General features: G+C 44.1%; 16 protein-coding genes and 2 tRNA genes. 7 read left to right on the top strand and 11 right to left on the bottom strand.

Going from position 1 to position 17,046, the window contains the following annotated elements:
• Positions 1-4 precede the first annotated feature (4 nt).
• The 9 genes from nuoH to H3S94_RS06980 form a co-directional block, all read right to left on the bottom strand.
• Entirely contained in the window at positions 5-1,051 is a 1,047-nt protein-coding gene (gene nuoH, locus H3S94_RS07020; RefSeq protein WP_077992137.1) for an NADH-quinone oxidoreductase subunit NuoH, read from the bottom strand.
• A gap of 24 nt (positions 1,052-1,075) precedes the next feature.
• Positions 1,076-3,145 carry an NADH-quinone oxidoreductase subunit NuoG gene (nuoG, locus tag H3S94_RS07015; protein WP_198240647.1) on the bottom strand — a complete coding sequence of 690 codons (2,070 nt, stop codon included), beginning with the start codon at positions 3,143-3,145 and terminating at the stop codon, positions 1,076-1,078.
• 65 nt (positions 3,146-3,210) lie between these two features.
• The gene (gene nuoF, locus H3S94_RS07010; protein ID WP_077992134.1) at positions 3,211-4,518 is read right to left on the bottom strand and encodes an NADH-quinone oxidoreductase subunit NuoF; all 1,308 of its coding nucleotides are present in this window, start codon (positions 4,516-4,518) and stop codon (positions 3,211-3,213) included.
• 104 nt (positions 4,519-4,622) lie between these two features.
• The gene (gene nuoE / locus H3S94_RS07005; protein WP_198240646.1) at positions 4,623-5,282 is read right to left on the bottom strand and encodes an NADH-quinone oxidoreductase subunit NuoE; all 660 of its coding nucleotides are present in this window, start codon (positions 5,280-5,282) and stop codon (positions 4,623-4,625) included.
• Positions 5,282-6,472: an NADH-quinone oxidoreductase subunit D gene (locus tag H3S94_RS07000; RefSeq protein ID WP_077992131.1), complete on the bottom strand. Its 1,191-nt coding sequence runs from the start codon at positions 6,470-6,472 to the stop codon at positions 5,282-5,284. The genes nuoE and H3S94_RS07000 overlap by 1 nt, the downstream gene beginning before the upstream one ends.
• Before the next feature lie 117 nt (positions 6,473-6,589).
• Positions 6,590-7,201 carry an NADH-quinone oxidoreductase subunit C gene (locus tag H3S94_RS06995; RefSeq protein WP_198231088.1) on the bottom strand — a complete coding sequence of 204 codons (612 nt, stop codon included), beginning with the start codon at positions 7,199-7,201 and terminating at the stop codon, positions 6,590-6,592.
• A gap of 15 nt (positions 7,202-7,216) precedes the next feature.
• Entirely contained in the window at positions 7,217-7,798 is a 582-nt protein-coding gene (locus H3S94_RS06990; RefSeq protein WP_198240645.1) for an NADH-quinone oxidoreductase subunit B family protein, read from the bottom strand.
• Positions 7,789-8,154, bottom strand: coding sequence for an NADH-quinone oxidoreductase subunit A (locus tag H3S94_RS06985; RefSeq protein ID WP_077992125.1), 366 nt, complete (start codon positions 8,152-8,154; stop codon positions 7,789-7,791). The genes H3S94_RS06990 and H3S94_RS06985 overlap by 10 nt, the downstream gene beginning before the upstream one ends.
• Positions 8,155-8,731: 577 nt before the next feature.
• Positions 8,732-8,808 (bottom strand) — tRNA-Asp (locus H3S94_RS06980).
• A 238-nt stretch (positions 8,809-9,046) separates the two neighbouring features.
• On the opposite strand from H3S94_RS06980, the gene H3S94_RS06975 reads away from it, so the two are divergent.
• The 7 genes from H3S94_RS06975 to H3S94_RS06945 all read left to right on the top strand — a co-directional run bounded on the left by H3S94_RS06975 (position 9,047) and on the right by H3S94_RS06945 (position 15,026).
• Positions 9,047-9,122: transfer RNA gene (locus H3S94_RS06975), tRNA-Val, on the top strand.
• A gap of 530 nt (positions 9,123-9,652) precedes the next feature.
• Positions 9,653-10,282, top strand: a complete 630-nt coding sequence (locus H3S94_RS06970) for a LemA family protein (RefSeq protein WP_198231087.1) — start codon at positions 9,653-9,655, stop codon at positions 10,280-10,282.
• Positions 10,279-11,139: a YgcG family protein gene (locus H3S94_RS06965; protein ID WP_198240644.1), complete on the top strand. Its 861-nt coding sequence runs from the start codon at positions 10,279-10,281 to the stop codon at positions 11,137-11,139. The genes H3S94_RS06970 and H3S94_RS06965 overlap by 4 nt, the downstream gene beginning before the upstream one ends.
• On the top strand, positions 11,139-11,786 hold the full coding sequence (locus H3S94_RS06960) for a TPM domain-containing protein (protein ID WP_198231085.1): 648 nt from the start codon (positions 11,139-11,141) through the stop codon (positions 11,784-11,786). Before H3S94_RS06965 ends, H3S94_RS06960 begins: the two co-directional genes overlap by 1 nt.
• Positions 11,787-12,299: 513 nt before the next feature.
• Positions 12,300-13,028 (top strand): lipoyl(octanoyl) transferase LipB, encoded by a 729-nt coding sequence (gene lipB, locus H3S94_RS06955; RefSeq protein ID WP_198240856.1) that lies wholly within the window; start codon positions 12,300-12,302, stop codon positions 13,026-13,028.
• A gap of 10 nt (positions 13,029-13,038) precedes the next feature.
• On the top strand, positions 13,039-14,589 hold the full coding sequence (locus tag H3S94_RS06950) for a glucosyltransferase domain-containing protein (RefSeq protein WP_198240643.1): 1,551 nt from the start codon (positions 13,039-13,041) through the stop codon (positions 14,587-14,589).
• On the top strand, positions 14,586-15,026 hold the full coding sequence (locus tag H3S94_RS06945; RefSeq protein ID WP_198240642.1) for a GtrA family protein: 441 nt from the start codon (positions 14,586-14,588) through the stop codon (positions 15,024-15,026). Before H3S94_RS06950 ends, H3S94_RS06945 begins: the two co-directional genes overlap by 4 nt.
• Positions 15,027-15,046: 20 nt before the next feature.
• On the opposite strand, the gene H3S94_RS06940 is transcribed toward H3S94_RS06945, so the two are convergent.
• Together H3S94_RS06940 and H3S94_RS06935 are read right to left on the bottom strand one after the other, a co-directional pair.
• The gene (locus H3S94_RS06940; RefSeq protein WP_198240641.1) at positions 15,047-15,937 is read right to left on the bottom strand and encodes a ChbG/HpnK family deacetylase; all 891 of its coding nucleotides are present in this window, start codon (positions 15,935-15,937) and stop codon (positions 15,047-15,049) included.
• The gene (locus H3S94_RS06935; RefSeq protein ID WP_198240640.1) at positions 15,934-16,893 is read right to left on the bottom strand and encodes a glycosyltransferase family 2 protein; all 960 of its coding nucleotides are present in this window, start codon (positions 16,891-16,893) and stop codon (positions 15,934-15,936) included. Before H3S94_RS06935 ends, H3S94_RS06940 begins: the two co-directional genes overlap by 4 nt.
• Between the last annotated feature and the right edge of the window lie 153 nt (positions 16,894-17,046).

Here is a 17,046-nt window from a genome sequence, read left to right as displayed (position 1 = left end):
ACCCTCAACTAAAACTTACAAATTTCAAATAGGCTGCCGTAATAACGACCATTGCAAGCGAAATAGGCAGGAACACTTTCCACCCCAATCTCATCAATTGGTCATAACGGTAACGGGGAACGAATGCTTTCACCATGGCAAACCAGAAGAAAACAAAGCAAACTTTCAAGACAAACCAGATAATTCCGGGAACCCAATTGAGCCACCAGACATCAAGTGGAGGCAGCCAGCCGCCTAAGAAAAGAATAGTTGTCAAAGCGCACATCAAAACGATTGCAACATATTCTCCAAGGAAGAACAGCATATAGGGTGTCGAAGAATATTCGATCATATGTCCGGCAACCAGTTCCGACTCTGCTTCAACCAAATCGAAGGGCGGGCGGTTCGTTTCGGCCAAAGCCGAAATGAAAAAGATGATAAACATCGGAAATAGTGCCAACCAATTCCAGTCAAGGAATGTATTGAATGGTAACCCGATATTTGTACCAAGTCCTGCTTTCTGTCCATTAACAATCGTTGTCAGATCAAGGGAACCGCTCACCAGAATAACGGTTACCAGAACGAAGCCTATTGAAACTTCATAGGAAACCATTTGGGCGGTGGAACGCAAAGCACCCAGAAAAGGATATTTCGAGTTGGAAGCCCATCCTCCCATAATAACGCCGTAAACTTCAAGAGAAGATATAGCGAGAATATAGAGAAGACCGATATTGATACTGGCTACAGCCCAACCTTCGTTAACCGGAACGACAGCCCATGCCGATAATGCCAATGTCGAGGAAATAAATGGTGCGAGCAAAAACACACCCTTATTTGCACCTGCAGGAATAATCGGCTCTTTGACAACAAATTTGATCAAATCCGCAAAAGATTGAAACAAACCCCAAGGCCCAACCACATTGGGCCCGCGGCGCAACTGGACTGCCGCCCAAATCTTTCTATCGGCATAAAGAAGGTAAGCGATAATAACCAACAAAACTACCAAAAGCAGTACCGCTTTGCCGACAATAATCAGCAGGGGAAGCAGCCAGGTCATAAAGAAATCAGCCATTGTCTTTATTTTTCCTCTCTACCTTCATTCTGCCGCTTCTGTCAGTCGGGCTTTGGCAAGAGCTGAACATTCAGCCATCACAGCCGACGCACGGGCAATCGGGTTCGTCAAATAGAAGTCTTTTATCAAAGACGAAAATGTTTGTTTGCCAAGTTTCACCGGATGTGAACCGAGTTTTATCAACTCTTTACTGTCACCGGTCTTAATGGCGTTCACATTCGCCATATGAGGGAAATTACCGAACAGGTTCTTTCGCAATTCAGCAAGTGAATCAAATGGCAATTTGTGACCGAGAACTTCGGATAGAGCTCTTATAATTGCCCAATCCTCTTTCGCTTCACCTGGAGCAAATGCTGCACGGGCAGTCATTTGCACCCGTCCCTCTGTATTGACATAGATACCGGATTTCTCGGTATATGCAGAGGCCGGTAAAACAACATCTGCGTTCTGCGCGCCGTTATCACCATGACTTCCGATATAAACCGTAAACCCTTTTTTCTGATCGAGGTTGATTTCATCAGCACCGAGAAGGAACAATACGTCGGATGATTTTACGATATTTTCCGCACCAAGTGGCGAGGAGAAACCGATATCCAATCCACCAACACGGGAAGCAGCCGTCTGCAGAACAGCAAAACCGTTCCAATTTTCCGAAAACGCGCCGACTTCATCACAAAGCTTGGCTATCGCCTTCAAAGTTGCTTCACCATTCTCTCCGGTCAATGCTGATTGCCCAACAAGGATTAACGGTTTTTCAGCTTTTTTCAAAACCTCGAAAAACTCGTTCTTGCCGTCAATAAGCTGGGCAAGAGTATCTGCCCCCGCACCAAGATAGGTATAGGGATAACGTAAATCCACTTGCTCGCCGATCAGACCGATCGGGAAGTTGTTCTGCCGTTCACGTTTGCGGATTCTCGCATTCATTACAGCTGCTTCAAACCGCGGGTTCGAGCCGATAATCAATAATGCATCAGCGGCTTCAATCCCCGCAATCGTCGGATTGAAGATATATGAAGCGCGTCCCGTCTCGTTTGAAGGAGCACTTCCATCCTGCCGACAATCGACAGCTGTAGAACCAAGAGACTGAAGCAACATTTTCAGTGCATACATCTCTTCCACAGTTGCAAAATCGCCGGCAACTGCACCGATTTTATCTGATGAGGCAAGCTCGACAGCCGATTTTATTGCCGTAAAGGCTTCAGACCAACCGGCTTCCACCAGTTTTCCGTTTTTGCGAACATAAGGCCGATCAAGCCTCTGGGTGCGGAGCCCGTCCCAAATGAAACGGGTTTTATCCGAAATCCACTCTTCATTAATATCGTCATTAACACGAGGCATAATACGCATGACTTCGCGTCCACGCGTATCAACTCTAATGGCACACCCCATACCATCCATAACGTCGATGGTTTCGGTCTTGGTCAATTCCCACGGACGGGCATGGAACGCGTAAGGACGGGAGGTTAAAGCACCGACCGGGCAGAGATCAATGACATTTCCCTGCAATTCGGATGTCATAGCCTGCTGAAGATAAGTAGTAATCTCTGCATCTTCACCACGACCGATTAACCCAAGCTCCGATATTCCGGCAACTTCTGTTGTAAAACGCACACATCTTGTGCAATGGATACAACGTGTCATTACCGTCTTTACCAACGGGCCAATATATTTGTTCTCGACCGCGCGCTTATCTTCCGTGTAACGTGAAAAATCATGGCCATAAGCCATAGCTTGGTCTTGCAAATCACATTCGCCGCCCTGATCGCAAATCGGGCAATCAAGCGGGTGATTGATAAGAAGAAATTCCATCACCCCTTCACGAGCTTTTTTGACCATAGGGGTATTGGTAAACATCTCTGGAGGCTCGCCGTTCGGCCCCGGACGCAGATCACGAACACCCATTGCGCAAGAGGCTGTCGGCTTGGGCGGACCACCCTTAACCTCGACAAGACACATGCGACAGTTTCCCGCGACCGAAAGCCGCTCGTGAAAGCAGAAACGCGGCACTTCCGCTCCGGCTGCCTCGGCAGCCTGAAGAAGCGTATAGTGATCCGGTACTTCGATCTCTTTTCCGTTAATTTTGATCTTCGCCATTGTTATTCCAGTCCGCGGACAACCCGCTTAACCTTTAAACTTTATTTCCTCAAACACTACCGACTTTATTCAGCTGCTTCCAAAGCAATGTTCTTACTCTGGACAGCGTTACGTGTATAATCATCAATGCGTTTTTCAATTTCAGGACGGAAGTTTCTTATCAAAGCTTGAACAGGCCAAGCTGCTGCATCCCCCAATGCGCAAATTGTATGTCCTTCCACCTGCTTTGAAACCTCGAACAAAAGGTCAATTTCACGTTTTTGTGCTCTTCCTTCGACCATACGTCCCAAAAGACGCATCATCCAGCCTGTGCCTTCCCGACATGGAGTGCACTGACCGCAACTCTCATGCTTGAAAAACGCAGAAATTCTCCAAATTGCTTTGATAATATCGGTCGATTTATCCATGACAATTGCGCCGCCTGTACCGAACGACGAACCAATTGCTTTCATGCCGTCGAAATCCATAATCGCATCAGGCATTTTTTCACCCGGCACAACCGGACAGGAAGCACCACCCGGAATAACCGCAAGGAGATTATCCCAACCGCCACGAACGCCGCCTGCATGTTTTTCTATTAATTCGCGGAATGTCAGCCCCAAGCTTTCCTCGACAACACATGGTGTATTGACATGACCGGAGAACATAAACAGCTTGGTTCCAACATTGTTCGGTCTTCCGAATGACGAAAACCACGCAGCTCCACGCCGCAAAATTGTCGGTGAAACAGCAATCGATTCCACATTGTTAACCGTTGTCGGACAACCGTAAACACCCATATTGGCAGGGAAAGGCGGTTTTAATCGCGGCTGACCCTTTTTACCTTCCAGACTTTCGAGAAGCGCTGTCTCCTCACCACAAATATAAGCGCCAGCACCGTGATGAACGATAATATCGCAAGCGTGGCCGTGTACAGTTTTCTTACCGAGAAGGCCGGCATCATAACATTCATCAATGGCCGCCTGCAGGGCTTCACGTTCACGAATATATTCGCCCCGGACGTAAATAAAAGCGGTGTGAGCCCCCATAGCGAAGGTCGCAATGACACACCCTTCTATCAAGGTGTGCGGATCATGACGCAATATCTCGCGATCTTTACACGTTCCAGGTTCTGATTCATCAGCATTAACAACCAGATAATGTGGCCGCCCGTCATTTTGCTTGGGCATAAAAGACCACTTCATGCCCGTTGGAAAACCGGCGCCACCTCTTCCGCGCAGCCCGGACGCTTTCATCTCGTTGATGATCCAGTCACGCCCCTTTTCGAGGATAGCCTTGGTTCCGTCCCAGCAGCCACGCGACATCGCGCCTTTCAGAGACTTGTCTTTTAACCCGTATATATTGGTGAAGATGCGATCACTATCAGCCAGCATTTCTCACCTTTTCCTTTTTTCCAACACGTTATTCGGCTTCATTCAAACTGTTTTAATTCTTGTTACCCAACCGTTTATCAGTCAGTTCAAAATCATGCGTTATTTCATTCCTCTACTTTCTTCGTAGAAGATTTTTTCCTGGTTGAATTTCCATCACCGTCAGTCAACGACGTTAAACCGGTAATCGGTTCAGACGTTTTCCTGCCGTTTTGCGGACCAACGGGAACAGAACTCCCCTTCCCTGCTTCAAATGCATCAATGATTTCTTCCAACCTTTCAGGTGTCAAATCTTCATAAGTATCTTTGAAGATCATAACCATGGGCGCATTTGCACAAGCACCAAGACACTCCACCTCTTCCCATGAAAGTGTACCGTCTTTATTGGTCTCGAATGGCGTATTATTGATCTTGTTTTTACAAACTTTGATAAGCTCTCCGGCACCCCTTAACATACACGGAGTGGTTCCGCAGACCTGTACATGCGCTTTTGTACCAACAGGTTTCAGTTGAAACTGCGTATAGAAAGTGGCTATTTCCAAAACCCGAATATAAGCCATGGAAAGCATATCGGCGACATATTCAATAGCCGCGCGGGTGACCCACCCCTCCTGCTCTTGCGCACGCATGAGCAACGGAATGACTGCTGATCTTTGGCGGCCTTCCGGATATTTTGCAATAGTCTTCTCTGCCCACTTCAAATTCTCTTTATTAAAAGAAAATGAGCTAGGCTGTATAGCTTCATTGGCAAGACGGCGCACAGACATCAGCGATCGACCTCTCCAAAAACAATATCAATAGAACCCAATATCGCGGTAACATCTGCAAGCAAGTGCCCTCTCGCCAGAAAGTCCATAGCTTGCAAATGTGCATAACCGGGTGCACGCAACTTTACGCGGTAGGGTTTGTTTTTACCCTCCGAAACCAGATAGACACCAAATTCACCCTTAGGAGCCTCGACAGCCGCATAAACTTCGCCAGCGGGGACATGGAAGCCCTCCGAATATAACTTGAAATGGTGAATAAGCGACTCCATAGAACTTTTCATTGCAGCTCTTCTGGGCGGAGTAACCTTATGATCCAAAGCCAGAACCGGACCGTCTTTTTCGGTACTTAACAAACGTTCCACACATTGACGCATAATACGTGCCGACTGACGCATTTCTTCCATACGGATAAGATAACGATCGTAACAGTCGCCATTCTTACCGACAGGAATATCGAAATCCATCTCGTCGTAACATTCATATGGCTGGCTTTTGCGCAAATCCCAAGGGACACCGGCGCCACGAATCATAACTCCCGAAAATCCGCGTACCCAAGCATCTTCAATTTTTACAACACCGATATCAACGTTACGCTGTTTGAAAATTCGGTTTGGCGTGACGAGTGCATCGAGCTTATCAAGTGCTACCAAAAACGGATCAATGAACTTGCCAATATCTTCAACCAATTCCTCAGGCAAATCCTGATGGACACCGCCCGGACGAAAATAATTCGCATGAAGACGCGCACCGCAGGCACGTTCATAAAAGATCATTAGTTTTTCGCGTTGCTCAAATCCCCATAATGGTGGAGTGAGAGCGCCAACATCCATAGCCTGCGTTGTAACATTCAAGAGGTGATTGAGTATGCGTCCGATTTCAGAAAACAGAACGCGGATAAGTTGTCCACGCTTTGGAACCTCGATCCCCAACAACCGTTCGACAGCAAGAACAAATGCATGTTCCTGATTCATAGGTGCAACATAATCAAGCCGATCAAGATAAGGTGTCGCTTGCAAATATGTTTTGGTTTCCATCAGCTTTTCAGTGCCGCGATGCAGTAGCCCGATATGCGGATCGACACGCTCTACGACCTCGCCATCAAGTTCGAGCACCATACGCAAAACACCGTGAGCAGCAGGGTGTTGCGGACCAAAGTTGATATTGAAATTACGGACATTGACCTCAGCCACGATCAACTCCTCTGTTTTGAAATGGCATAAAACTATCGAACTCGACGAAAGCCGGTTTTTTCAACAAACCCGCGCAAAAATTGCAATCGCCAATGTTGAAAAACGTCATTTTTCCGTTCATTTGGCACCCCCTGCCTTCTCGTCACCGGGCAATACATATTCCGTACCTTCCCATGGTGACATGAAGTCGAAATTGCGCATTTCCTGACGAAGAACAACCGGTTCATAAATAACCCGTTTTACTTCATTATCATATCTGCATTCAACAAATCCCGATGTCGGAAAATCTTTGCGCAACGGATGTCCCTCAAATCCGTAATCCGTCAAAATACGACGCAGATCCGGATGGCCGGAAAACAAAATACCATACATATCGTAGGCTTCACGCTCGTACCATTCCGCTCCCGGATAGACACTGCAAGCCGAAGGAACAGCCGTATCTTCATCGGTGCGCACTTTTACACGCAAACGCAAATTATGGCGTGGAGAGAGCAGATGATAGACAACATCGAAACGCTTTTCACGTTCAGGATAATCCACACCACAAATGTCGATCATCCCGACGAATTGACAATGAGAATCATCTTTCAAAAACGACAGCACATCAACAATCGCTTCAAGTTTGGAAATGATTGTCAGTTCATTATAAGCAAAAACAGAATCCTCGATTACATCCCCCAAGCGTTCGGAGAGATATGATTGTAATTCTTTTAACGCTTCAGTACTCATTGAGTGCTCTCCTCATCACCGTTCTATCGAGCCGGTGCGACGTATCTTCTTCTGTAACAAAAGCACACCATAAAGCAGGGCTTCTGCCGTCGGAGGACATCCGGGAATATATATATCAACCGGTACAATACGATCGCATCCACGAACAACGGAGTAGGAATAGTGATAATATCCGCCGCCATTTGCACAGGATCCCATCGAGATCACATAACGCGGCTCCGGCATCTGATCGTAAACTTTCCTTAGCGCAGGCGCCATTTTGTTCGTCAAAGTACCAGCCACCATCATAACATCCGATTGGCGCGGTGATGCACGCGGCGCATAACCGAAACGTTCGTTATCATAATGAGGCATTGAACATTGCATCAATTCGATTGCGCAACATGCGAGACCGAAACTCATCCACATAAGAGAACCGGTACGCGCCCAAGTTACAAGCGCATCAACCGATGTCACCAAAAACCCTTTATCGGAAAGTTCGCCGCTTATATTCTTGAAAAATTCGTCGTCCGAACCAATCGGTTTTCCGGTATTCGGGTCAATAATACCCTTCGGTTTTGGAGCAACCAATGCCGAATTGTCATGAATCAATCCCATTCAAGTGCTCCTTTTCTCCATTCATAAATAAAACCGACAGTCAGCACAGCGAGAAATACCATCATCGAAAGAAAGCCGAACAAGCCCACCGCATCAAATGACACTGCCCAAGGAAAAAGAAACGCAACTTCCAGATCAAAAATAATGAACAGAATCGAAACCAGATAAAATCTGATGTCGAATTTCATACGTGCATCATCAAACGAATTAAAACCGCATTCATATGCAGATAATTTTTCCGGATCCGGAGAACGATAAGCCACGATATATGGCATTATCAGCAGTACGCCGGCTATTAATGCCGATACAATGATAAATATCAATACGGGCAAATAAGAACTTATAAGATCAGCCATGGTTCACTTCTGCCTTTTAAAGGTGCCGAACTAACAGAACCAACATCCACTATTAAAGCGATTTTGTCGATTCCTAAGTTAATCCCGCCCGTGCAGCTTAAAGGGCATGCCGTGCGACAAATCTATGCTAAGCGTTACCCCACCGAACGCCGTTACGCAATAGCTAACACTAGCATAAAACCACAAGCTGTGCAAAATCGGAACGGGAAATAGGTAAGCTTATTTAGGTAAAACAGATTTTTGTTTTTAAAAATTCCTGCAAAAACAATGCATTGGTTCATTTTCGCCAAATTCTGTCACTATTTGAAAAATGAATATTTCCCGATTTAGTCACTTGGTCACGTTTTGGCGAGCAAAAATCTTTGCCTCGCCTCTGGCTCAAAAAGGAACAGACCAGCTGTTTTATCATCCGACATTTTTATCGAATTCAGATGAATCACCTACCGCCAGCCAAAAGACCGGTGACATCCTGTCTTAACATTTGGAGACATCCGTCTTCACATGAAGAAACTACAATCGTTGAGGAAAGATATAGGACTAAAGCCAATTTTCATTAGCGATTAAGCTAAATGAAAAATGGCGCGAGTGACGGGACTCGAACCCGCGACCTCCGGCGTGACAGGCCGGCGCTCTAACCAACTGAGCTACACCCGCGCACTTTTCAGTTCAGTCATTGTGACTGTGTGCGGTCGTTTAAGGTGTTCGTTTGCATCTGTCAAGCGACAAGCGTAGAGTTTTTTCATAAAAAATGTTTTTTCCTGAAAAAAGAGCGGAAAACCGGCTTTAAAAAAATTTCAGATAAAAAAAACGATTTCTTTGCAATCTTTCTCTTGCGTTTGCGAAAAGTTTTGCCTAAAGAGAGCTCCAGTTGTTACCGCTTCAAGGTAACGGCGGGCGATTAGCTCAGCTGGTAGAGCGCCTCGTTTACACCGAGGATGTCGGGAGTTCGAGTCTCTCATCGCCTACCACTTTATTTTTCCCGAAATTTGTAATTCTGTTTTGATCTTTTTCAAATGAGGAAAAGTTTGAAAAAGGCGGGAATTAGATAAACTGCTTCATCCTGTCTATATCCTTGTGATTCCACAGTCTCCAACCAAGGTGTTCAGTGGCTTTTACGTGTGGCGCACGAAGATTTTTACGAGATATTCTTTTATTCGCTTTTGAACTGACACCGGACTTCAGCCAGATATGTGTTTTCTGCGCTGTTTGCGCCGATCGTCATATGTGACGGCGGCTTCTTGAAAAAAATGTTTTGAACGGTGTGACTCAAGATATTCATATCATCGACGGCGAAATTTTCGGCTTACCAAAAGGTCGTGCGTGTAAATATCGCTACCGGATCGGTCTCTGGCGAAAATAATTGATAACGACGATGCTTATTATGATAGATTCGATGGGGAAATCTTCCAAAACAAATTAAAAGCACAAGCTGGATCTTTTCAATGGAAGAATTTTTCCTATTTCCTACAGTAAGGCTTTATTACCCGGAGATAATTTTATGCAAGCAGTCCATTTGAAATACCAACTTCATTCGCTAAAATTTCCTCTTATTTTGCTGCTACTTTCATTTTTGTTGCCAGCATTGACCGGATGCGGTTTCAATACAATTCCGACCAATGAAGAGAAAGCTCACGCTGCCTGGAGCGAGGTATTGAACCAGTATCAACGCCGTTCCGATTTAATACCGAATCTCGTTGAAACTGTTAAAGGATATGCACAACATGAACAAGCGGTTTTGACCGGTGTTGTTGAAGCGCGTGCAAAGGCAACGCAAACAAATATCAACGCCGATATGCTCAACAACCCTGAAGCCATGCAACAATTCATCAATAATCAATCCAATTTGACAGGTGCGCTTTCACGCTTGATGGCCGTTGCCGAAAACTATCCCGACTTAAAGGCAAATCAGAATTTCCTTGCACTTCAATCGCAACTAGAAGGAACCGAAAACCGCATTGCAGTTGCACGGCGCGATTATATCGAAGCGGTTCGCGTTTATAATACTGCAATCAGGACGATGCCCACAATGATATGGACATGGATATGGTATCGTAATGCTAAACCGATGCCGACATTCTCGATAGACGAAGCTGCACAACAAGCCCCCAAGGTCGAGTTTGGTAAATGATTCACATTCGTTGGCCAATTTTTATAAGGATATTTTTCTTTGTGGGATTGGCCATTAGCACGGTTTGCACGTTATCCGTTGCTTTGGCTGGCGGTTTGGACAATTTTCCCCGCCTGACAGGACGGATTGTCGATAATGCGAACTTGCTTTCCGGCGAGACTCAACAATCAATCACAACAGAACTTGCCTCTCTTGAAGAAAAAACCGGCGATCAGATAGTTGTGGTGACTTTACCGAGCCTCTCCGGCTACGATATAGAAACCTATGCAAACAGTTTGTTCAGACATTGGGCATTAGGCCAAAAACAAATTAACAATGGTGTAATGCTCCTCGTGGCGCCGAATGAACGTGCGGTGAGAATCGAGGTCGGATACGGATTAGAAGGTGTTCTCACGGACGCACTCTCCGCGACTATTATCAATGCTATAATTTTACCGAATTTTCGCGAAGAAAATTTTGATAAAGGAATAAAAGATGGCGTCACTGCGATCGAAGAGGTTTTAACGGGCAATAAAGCGGATTTTGAGTCGCGTATAAAAGCCTATCAACAAATTGAACAGCAAAAGATCGAGGAACAGAGAAAACAGGAACTTCTTGCCAATTTTGTAACCTTTGCCATCTTTTTTATATTTGTCGTACTTCCGATACTCGCTTCGATTTTCGGAACCAAGGTTGGTCCGCGGCGCTATCGCTGGCTTGGCATTGTATTTGTGTTGTGGTTCCTCGGATCGGGTCGAGGCGGCGGTTTCGGTGGAGGCTTTGGTGGTGGTTCCGGCGGATTTGGTGGCGGTTTCGGTGGAGGATTTGGCGGTGGCGGAGGATCGTCCGGCGGTGGCGGCGCGTCGGGGAGATGGTAATGCAGACAAATAAACCTGTTTCATTAGATGTCATTCAACACGACGAAATCAGCGCAGCTATTCGTTCTGCCGAAGCGACAACAGACGGCGAAATTTATGCAGTTTTTGCGAAAGAAAGTGATAGTTATTTCTTTATTTCGTTTTTCATCTGGACGGTCACTATATTTTTCGTTTCAATCATTGGCGCATATATGTTGCATTGGGGGTGGCATGATATTCCCCTGCACTATTTCGCTACGGTAGTTCTTTCCGTTCATCTTTTGGGATTGTTTTACCTCTCCATCATCCCAGCATTGAGATTGCTCATTACACCGGGTGCAATCAAAAACCGTATCTGCCACGCGAACGCCGCACGTCAATTCCTTGCACAAAACATTAACAGGACGACGAAGCGAACCGGAATTCTTCTCTTTATTTCGCAAGCTGAACATTACGCAGAGATTATAGCTGACGTGAAAATTGCGGAAAAAGTCCCACCGGAAACATGGAAAAGAATTATAAACGGAATGGTGAAAAAAGCGCGCGATGGAGACATCAACGGTGCTTTTATCGAATCCATACAAAAATCCGGTGAAATATTGACTCAATTTTTCCCTCGAAACAGCCATATAGATAACGAACTTCCTGATCGTATTGTTGTAATCTGACTCTTATTCCGTTTGTGGTAACGATTTTATATCTATCATGAACCATAAACCGTTCGGTTGATCTGGTTCAAAAAGATAAATACGACTGAAATGAAGAATAATATTTTATATTATCGTTGTATTCGCGTTGTTTTTGTCAATTACAAAGGATAATAATAAATTACGTGAATGTTAAAGGATGAAATTTTCACGTCCATTTATATATTATAGATTGTATTATTCAAAATTAAAATATTTAAATCCATGCTGAAATCTTTCCCGATGTTCTTTCGAGGGTGCATCGGCACTCGGTGAAATAAAGTTGTAAACGTGAAAGTAGACACCTATTTCAAGGAGTGCTCCGAGTTGAAACAGATTTTTGTAAATAATTCCGAACGATAGTAAATCCGGTTCAACCGATCTTCGATTCCGACATATCGTTTCGTTAAAATAATCTTGGCTTGTCTGGTTCCTTGATTTAACAGTGAGAGGCTAATAGATTGCCTTCAATTGCAAACTTTCCCACAGGATATGATGAATAATACAATTCGACAAAATCTCGATCATTCTTTTTTACCTAAAGTTCCATCCCGACCGGTTGAATGGGTCGTGAGTGAAGAGTTGGTTCCTTATCCGTTCGCCCTTGAACAAATGGAAAAAAGAATTGCCGAAATAGCTTCCGGAGAAGCTGATGAACGGATTTGGTTATTGGAACATCCCCCCATATATACCGCCGGAACGAGCGCCAAACAAAGCGACCTGTTAACACCCGGGCGGTTTCCTGTTTATCAGACTGGTCGTGGCGGCGAATTTACCTACCATGGTCCCGGACAAAGAGTGATTTACATTATGCTTGACCTGAAGCGGCGCAAAGAAGATGTCCGCGCTTTCATAGGAGCATTGGAAGAATGGATCATTCAAACTTTGGCAGCGTTCAATATCAAGGGTGAACGCCGCGAAGATCGCGTGGGAGTTTGGGTCGTTCGCCCCGATCGACCTTCCACAATTAAAAATGAGCCGGCAGAAGATAAAATTGCAGCAATCGGAATCCGTTTACGTAAATGGGTCAGTTTTCATGGCATTGCGTTAAACGTTGAACCGGATTTGTCACATTATACCGGAATCGTTCCCTGCGGAATATCGGATCATGGCGTCACCAGTTTTGTTGACCTCGGTTTACCGGTTACTATGGTTGATGTTGACGTTGTTCTAAGACAAACATTTGAAAGAATATTTGGCCCTACCGTATCTGTTGGAATTTAGGTTCAAGATAATGATCTTCAAAAACACCGACCAGAAGAATTTCTGTATCACGGCATCAATCGCCACGTTTCTATTCTATTTCCCGTTGATTTTAAATAATTATTATTATCGTGACGATTATATACGCCTTTATACCCAAACTCCGGGTTGGAGTGAATATGGAAGGCCTTTTGCAGACGTTCTCACCCTCTTCCTTTCGGGTGATTGGCAATGGTTGCCGGATTCTGCGCCTTTTTTTCTTCTGGTAGCCTTGTTTTTAACCGTCGTTTCGGCTTGCGTTAGCTTGAATATCCGATCAATTCCGTTCAACTCGATTACAGCAGTTCTACTTGTAGCCTATCTTTTCAATCCGTTTTTGCTTTCTGCTTATCTCTACCGTTACGATTGTGTGTTAATGGCGATGGGGCTGACTTGTAGTTTATTAGGTTGGGCCTACTATCCAGGTTCAAAACTCAAATCGGCTATTTTTTGTTTTGTCTGTATGGGATTTTATCAGTCCTATATAAATATGTTTATTGTTCTTATATTAATTGAAACATTATTTAAAATTTATAATGGTGATAAAATTGGTGCTGCAATTAAATATGTTTTTAAAGCAATTATTTTTGCTGCAATTATAACAATAATCTTTTATTTTTTTGCGAAATTATTCATTCTGGAATATGCAACGGCAAAAAGCCAATTTATTTTCCAGAGTCCCAAAGGACCTTGGCACCATATCGCAGTTACAACAGAAAATGCGTTTTCACGCTATTTCGGTTTTTTATCAACAACCGGAAAAGTTTTATATGGAATGGCAATTTGCGTTGCTTTCACACAAATTCAACTTCATTTTTATCGCGATACGCAGTTTGAAAAACCTGTTTTGAGAGCAACCATTTGTTCAATTGCATTTTTATTCATGCTGCCAATTTCTTTGGGTGTAATATATGGAATTGTAGGAGACAACGGCATTCCGCCAAGACTCATGCCGCAGTCTATTTTCTTTTCGGTTTGTATTATTTTTCTCATTATCCAGTTTGTTACGCGTTTTCAAAATTCCAGGCAAACAATCGGGCCTTTGACGTTTGCGAGCACAAAAATCACTTGGGGGTTAATCGTTTTTTTCCTGCTATTTCCGCTTGTATTCAGTTATATTCTTAATAGCGCGGTCCGAATTCAAAATGAACTCAACCGATATTATTTGCATCGCCTCGCTACCTCTTTGGAAAAGTACCCCCCCGAAAAGCCCGCTTACATTCTAGGTGGTTTGGGTACATCGATTTATTTAAAAGACACCGTGCAACGAATGCGTCTCATGGCGATCATGATACCTCATGGAAGCGATTGGCTCTTTTCATCACAATTGAAAGAGTTCGGGTATACGAATATCACCAATCTCGCGAATACCCCGAAAGCGCATGAACTTGTTAGGCAATTATGTAGCACAAACAAAGTTCCCGACATAAAAACGATGAATTACCGGATATTCGATTTAGGTGATTTTCTATTTATTTCACTTGGCCGCAAAAGCATGTGCCTGAGCGATTATAACAAAATTGTCGAGCTTGGAAAAAAATGATTTCGCATTCGGATTTTTTTAAAGCCGGTTCTCATTTTTACACCAAACATAGATCATTGGTGCTGTTTTTGTGTTCCGGCGCCATAGCTTTCTGGATTGACTTTTTTACACTTTGGTTATTGCAAACAATCGGCCTCAATCTTTGGGCTGCGCGAGCAATCGCATTTATTGTAGCAGCCACTTTTACGTGGATTTTTAATAGCCGAATATCTTTTCGCGGTAGAGAAGCCCGTTTCAAGAACTTGAAAGGCTGGGGAAGCTATATGGGACTGGCAGCTATTGGCGGTGTGCTCAATTATTGTGCGAGCATGGCTGTTTTAAAGAGCGTCACCACAGTGACGCCAATAACTTTATTTCTCGCTATAGCCGCCGGATCGCTCGCCGGATTGTTTGCCAATTATTTTTTGAACCATTTTGTGTTTTTCAAAAAAGCATAAAACACAATATTCCGATTATTCTATTTTACAAAAACAGCATTATACTTTTTCATAATATTTATAAGATCGTCGGATAATAACAGTGTCAGTTCATTGCGTCGTTCCGGCGTTGCGTGAGCGAAGCCATAGCGGCTATCTTTATAAAAATGGCTATCCGAAATATCATTATCAATCGGGTGCACCATTATCTCTATTTGTGCGTCACAATTGCCTGCTGCCTGCGATATAACCGACAATCCTCTATCAATATCGTCGAGAGTGAGGTTGCAGCTCGCAGCGGTTCCCAGAAAAAAGTCGGAAGTCGCCACTTGATAGCGCCTGGCCAACTTTCCTATATCTTTGGCCCAAAAGCCTAACAATTGCCGACGCAAACACCCCTTGATATTGCTAATAAAGGGAGCTTGCCTGCTATATCCGCGTTCGGATGGAGTGCGGATATAACGAATTGGATATTTGATGAGAAGCTTTTCAATGACTGTTCTCAACGGTGGCAGTATGTGAATGTGAAGATGGCCGTCAAGCCTCATTTGTCTTTCGGGAAAATGGTCATAAACAAATTCTATTTGTTGGCAAAATTCTTTAAAAATCCACTCTCGTAAGCGATTTTTTTGGGGGAAAAGATATAATTTTGTTATCAATTCCCCAAGGGACAAATGAAAAAAGTCATCATTTCCTGTCAATCCGAATTCGCTCCCACCCTCGGTGAGTGCTTTACCTTCAAGAAGGTTAAGATGCACGTTTATGAATTTGCATCCGGTTTTATCCAATTGTCCAAAGCTCGCCTGATCTTCTCCACCGGCCAGAACGCTTGTCGCCTGTAAGCGGCCTCTTTCCACGCCTTTAATCACAGCATTTGAACACGCCAGATCAAGAGCAAAATCATCGGCATTGAACAAGCAGAAAAGGGTCATTTACGAGCTGTCCTGTTTGTTGGCTCGCTCCCCTCTTCCAGTTCAATGTGTTGACTGACGAGAAAACGCGGACGACTTTTGACTTCATAAAATATCTGGCGAATGTAAGCCGACAGAATGCAGAAACAAGAAAGGATCGCAGCGCCTGTAATCAGAATAACCAGAATGAGCGTCGAAAAACCGCCTATTGATCTGCCCATAATTTTAGAAATGATCGCATCTCCACCGACCAATAGCGAGAACACCAGAAACAGAAATGTCAAAAACCAGATAAAAATAAGCGGTTTTGCAGAAAAGCCTGTTAATGAATCAATCGCGAGACGAAGTTTTTTCCAAAATGACCAACCGCTTTTTCCGTTTTCCCGATTGTTGGGAATAAATGAAACACTTTGCTGTTTGAAACCAAGCCACTGAACAACACCGCGGTAAAAGAAAAGCTTTTCCGGCAGTGATTTGAGCGCGTCGGCTACTTTCCGATCAAGCAAAATAAAATCACTTGTGCCACCGATGTCATTTTCGGTTACCCAATGAAAAACTTTATAAAATCCTTTTGCCGCCAGACGATTTAAAGTCGATTCCTGTTGCCGCTCTTCTTTTACCGCCAAAACAATTTCTGCACCCTTTTCCCATAGTCCGAGCATTGTGGACATCAGTTCTGGTGGATGTTGCAAATCACAATCAATCGTTATGACAACATCGCTATCAGCTAAAGAAAGACCGGCCGCAATTGCTGCCTCCTTGCCGAAATTTTTTGCAAGTTTAATTCCAATCAGCTTGAATTTTTCGGGAACAATACTTCTGACCTTCGACCAGCTATTATCCGTTGACCCGTCATCTACCAGTATAATTGTCAACTCATAGTGTAATCGGGAGAATACACGTACCACTTCTTCAACAAAATTGGAAATGCCATTTCCTTCATTGTATACCGGGCTAATGATTGAAACTGTTGTCATCTTTGCATTCCGCAAATAAAACTCTTGCTATAAGTCTTTTACATGAATTTATTTTAAAAGAAAGCCTTGCGAACAGAACAAGAACATTCTCGCTTTTTCATCCTATCTATGCAAATATGTGGAAAAATAATTCGATTCGTATTAATGGAACGT

The organism is Bartonella sp. B10834G3 (assembly GCF_016102505.1).
GTDB lineage: Bacteria > Pseudomonadota > Alphaproteobacteria > Rhizobiales > Rhizobiaceae > Bartonella > Bartonella choladocola.
Note: the sequence above shows the minus strand (reverse complement) of the source record. Positions and strands in the feature narration are given on the sequence as shown.